The sequence below is a fragment of the Candidatus Melainabacteria bacterium RIFOXYA2_FULL_32_9 genome (assembly GCA_001784615.1).
In the GTDB taxonomy this organism is placed as follows: domain Bacteria; phylum Cyanobacteriota; class Vampirovibrionia; order Gastranaerophilales; family UBA9579; genus UBA9579.
Genome location: MFRQ01000139.1, coordinates 6,930 through 10,593 on the forward strand (window position 1 = coordinate 6,930; position 3,664 = coordinate 10,593).

The 3,664-nt window shown below is 34.1% G+C and carries 2 protein-coding genes and 1 pseudogene (1 of these 3 running past the window's edge); all 3 read left to right on the forward strand.

Features of this window, described 5'->3' with window-relative positions; translation table 11 throughout:
- A pseudogene (locus tag A2255_02170) lies at positions 1-1,656 on the forward strand (elongation factor 4) (it extends 138 nt beyond the left edge of the window).
- Between the two features lie 6 nt (positions 1,657-1,662).
- A complete protein-coding gene (locus A2255_02175; GenBank protein ID OGI17761.1) occupies positions 1,663-2,895 on the forward strand; it encodes a glucose-1-phosphate adenylyltransferase in 1,233 nt (410 codons plus the stop codon).
- A complete protein-coding gene (locus tag A2255_02180) occupies positions 2,892-3,347 on the forward strand; it encodes a hypothetical protein (GenBank protein ID OGI17762.1) in 456 nt (151 codons plus the stop codon). The genes A2255_02175 and A2255_02180 overlap by 4 nt, the downstream gene beginning before the upstream one ends.
- The last annotated feature ends 317 nt before the right edge of the window (positions 3,348-3,664 follow it).

The following is a 3,664-nucleotide window of genomic DNA, read 5'->3' on the forward strand; positions in this document are numbered from 1 at the left end:
ATCGAGAGGGAACGTGGTATTACCATTAAATTGCAAGCAGCAAGAATGAATTATAAAGCCAATGATGGTCAGGAATATGTTCTGAATTTAATAGATACACCAGGACACGTTGATTTTAGCTATGAAGTGTCAAGAAGCTTGGCAGCCTGTGAAGGGGCACTGTTGGTAATTGACGCCACTCAGGGAGTGGAAGCACAAACTCTTGCCAATGTGTATCTTGCTATAGAACAAGACCTTGAGATAATCCCCGTTATTAATAAAATTGATTTACCCAGTGCCGATCCAGAAAGAGTAAAGCATGAAATTGAAGATATTCTTGGAATAGATGCTTCAAATGCAGTTTTGGTTAGTGCAAAAGCCGGTATAGGAATAGAGGAAGTCCTTGAATCTATCATTACATATATTCCAGCCCCAGAAGATACTTCTTCTAAGCCTCTTAGAGCTTTAGTATTTGACAGTTGTTATGATCCTTATCTTGGAACTATAGTATATTTTAAAGTTATTGATGGAAGTGTCAAAAATGGCGATAAAGTAAGATTTATGGCTACAAAGAAAGAGTTTGAAGTAATAGAGCTTGGTTATATGAGACCATTCAGGGCTCCTGCTGATAGGTTAAAAACAGGAGAAGTTGGATATTTTGCAGCTTCCATAAAAGAAGTGTCACAATTTGTAGGTGATACTGTAACACTGGTGGATAATCCTTCAAAAGAACCTTTGCCAGGTTATAAAAAAGCAGTTCCAATGGTATTTTGCGGCATGTACCCGGTGGAAAATGACCAATATCATGATTTAAAAGACGCTCTTGATAAATTGAGACTAAGTGACTCAAGCATTACATTTGAGCCTGAGACTTCATCTGCATTAGGATTTGGTTTTAGATGCGGTTTTCTTGGTTTATTACATATGGAAATTGCTCAAGAAAGACTTGAAAGAGAATATAATATTGATCTAATTACAACAGCTCCAAGCGTAATATATAGAATTACTAAAATAGGTGGAGAAGTTATATGCATTGATAACCCGGCTAATTTACCTTCTCCTCAATATAGAGAAAAAATTGAAGAGCCTTATGTTAAGGTAAATGTTATTACACCTAATGATTATGTAGGCTCATTAATGGATTTAGCCCAGACTAAAAGAGGGATTTTCATTAATATGAATTATATTGATTCTATTAGAGTTAATTTAGAATATGAAATTCCTCTTAGTGAATTGATTACGGATTTTTATGATCAGTTAAAATCCAGATCCAAAGGCTATGCAAGCATGGATTATGAGTTCTCAGAATATAAGGAGTCTGATTTAGTTAAATTAGATATACTTTTAGCCGGTGAGGTTGTTGATGCTTTAAGCTCAATTGTTCATAATGATAACTCATTTTATATAGGTCAAAAATTAGCCAGTAAATTAAAAGAACTAATTCCAAAACAAATGTTTGAAGTTCCAATTCAAGCATCTGTCGGGAGTAAAATTATTGCAAGAACTAACGTAAAAGCGATGCGTAAAAACGTTCTTGATAAATGTTATGGTGGAGACATAACAAGAAAAAGAAAACTGCTTGAAAAACAAAAAGCAGGTAAGAAAAGAATGAAGTCCATAGGAAAAGTAGAGGTTCCACAGGAGGCATTTATGGCCCTCCTAAGTTTAGAGGATTAGTAGGATATGTATAATGATGATGTGTTAGTAATGATTCTTGCTGGTGGAGAAGGAAGAAGACTTTATCCATTAACAAGAGACAGAGCAAAACCAGCTGTTCCATTTGGGGGAAGATATAGAATAATTGACTTTGTATTAAATAATTTTGCAAATTCAGGTTTTTTCAAAATAAAAATTATTACCCAGTTTAAGTCTGATTCGTTGAATAAGCATGTTTCACGAGGATGGCCTGTTTCTCCATTTTTAGGTCAGTTTATTGACCTTGTACCTGCCCAAATGAGAACTGGCGGTGAATGGTATAGAGGAACAGCAGACGCTATTTATCAGAATATTAATATTATTTATGATGAAGAGCCTAAATATGTCTGCGTTTTTGGCGGAGATCATGTTTATAAAATGGATGTCAGACATATGTTGGAATATCATAAAGAAAAAGGTGCTGAATTAACAGTATCAGGTATTCCAATGCCGGTTGAAGAAGCTCATCATTTTGGTGTAATGGTGATTGATGAAGACTGGAGATTAATAGGATTCCAGGAAAAACCGAAAGAAAATCCTAAAACTATTCCAGGAAGACCTGATATGGTACTCGCTTCCATGGGAAATTATATCTTTGATAAAGATGTTATAATAAAAGAACTGGAAGCTGATGCTACAAACCCTGCAAGTACCCGCGATTTTGGGAAAGACGTAATCAATAACATGGTTTCTCGTGGTAATGTTTACGTTTACGATTTTAGCAGAAACTTTGTTCCGGGAATGACTGAAACAGAGATAGGATACTGGAGAGATGTGGGGAATATAGATTCATACTGGAAGGCCAACATGGATTTAATAGCTGTACAGCCTGAAGTTAATCTATATAGTAAAGAATGGCCCATTAGAACCTTTAATTACAATTATCCACCTGCTAAATTTGTATGGGAAGAGTCAGAGAGAGTCGGTATGGCTACTAACTCACTTGTATCTGAAGGATGTATTATTAGTGGGGGACAAATTAGTAAGTGTATTCTTTCTCCAAATGTCAGGGTAAACAGTTTCTCTTATGTATCTGAATCAATTCTTATGGAAGATGTTAACATAGGTCGTCATGCGGAAATTAGAAGAGCAATAATAGATAAATTTGTTGAAATTCCTCCATATATAAGAATTGGATATGATAGAGAAGAGGATATTGCAAGGGGCTTCTATGTATCAGAATCAGGAATAACTGTAGTACCAAAAGGGGCAATATTATGAAGCTAAAAAAAAGTTTATTTACTTTAATCATTTCCTCAGCTATTTTGTTTGGTCTGGCAATTGTTACAAGCACTATTGTGCAGGCAATACCGCCAAAAGTTAATTTAACTCCATCAGACTATAATACAGGTATATCCTGGGATGAAGCTATTAAGATGGATAAGCCGATAGTAGTCAATTTTTATGTTGATTGGTGTGGTTATTGTAAGAGATTTGCACCAATTCTTGAAAATTTGAGAAAAGAATACCAGTCCAAGTACTCATTTGTGCTTATAAATGCAGATGATGCTAAAAATAAGAAATTAGTTAAGGATTTTAACATAAGTGGTTATCCATCACTTTATTTAGTAAATCCTAAAAATGACAATAGAGTTTTCGTAAATCAAAGTTTATACTCAAATGCAGAACTATTAAAAAAAGAGCTTAATAGGTATATTAATAAAAACAATTAGTCTATTGTGTGATAGTTATAAAATTTCAATGGTTTATAATAGATAGCAATGGGAAAGACCGAAATTAATAGTAGGTCTTTCCCAGATTTTTTATGCCTATTTTTATAAGTACTAAGGACAGCCTACAAAAACCCAATAAGTATTTTTGTAGGCTGTCCTTAGCTTGAGATCACCACGTTTAACGTAATAATTCTGGTATTCGCTGGAATGATCTAGTCACTGCCTCCACATGATAAAAAAAATTAAATCTCAGACAGTTTCTAAGAAGCTGTTTTGTTAAAAAAAGAAAAATATGTCAACTTGTAATTGTAAGCAAT

What these genes read in the sequence shown, in the direction of transcription:
- A2255_02180 (OGI17762.1), top strand. Translation starts at nt 2,892, where the DNA reads ATGAAGCTAAAAAAAAGTTTATTTACTTTAATCATTTCCTCAGCTATT.
- A2255_02175 (OGI17761.1), top strand. Translation starts at nt 1,663, where the DNA reads ATGTATAATGATGATGTGTTAGTAATGATTCTTGCTGGTGGAGAAGGA.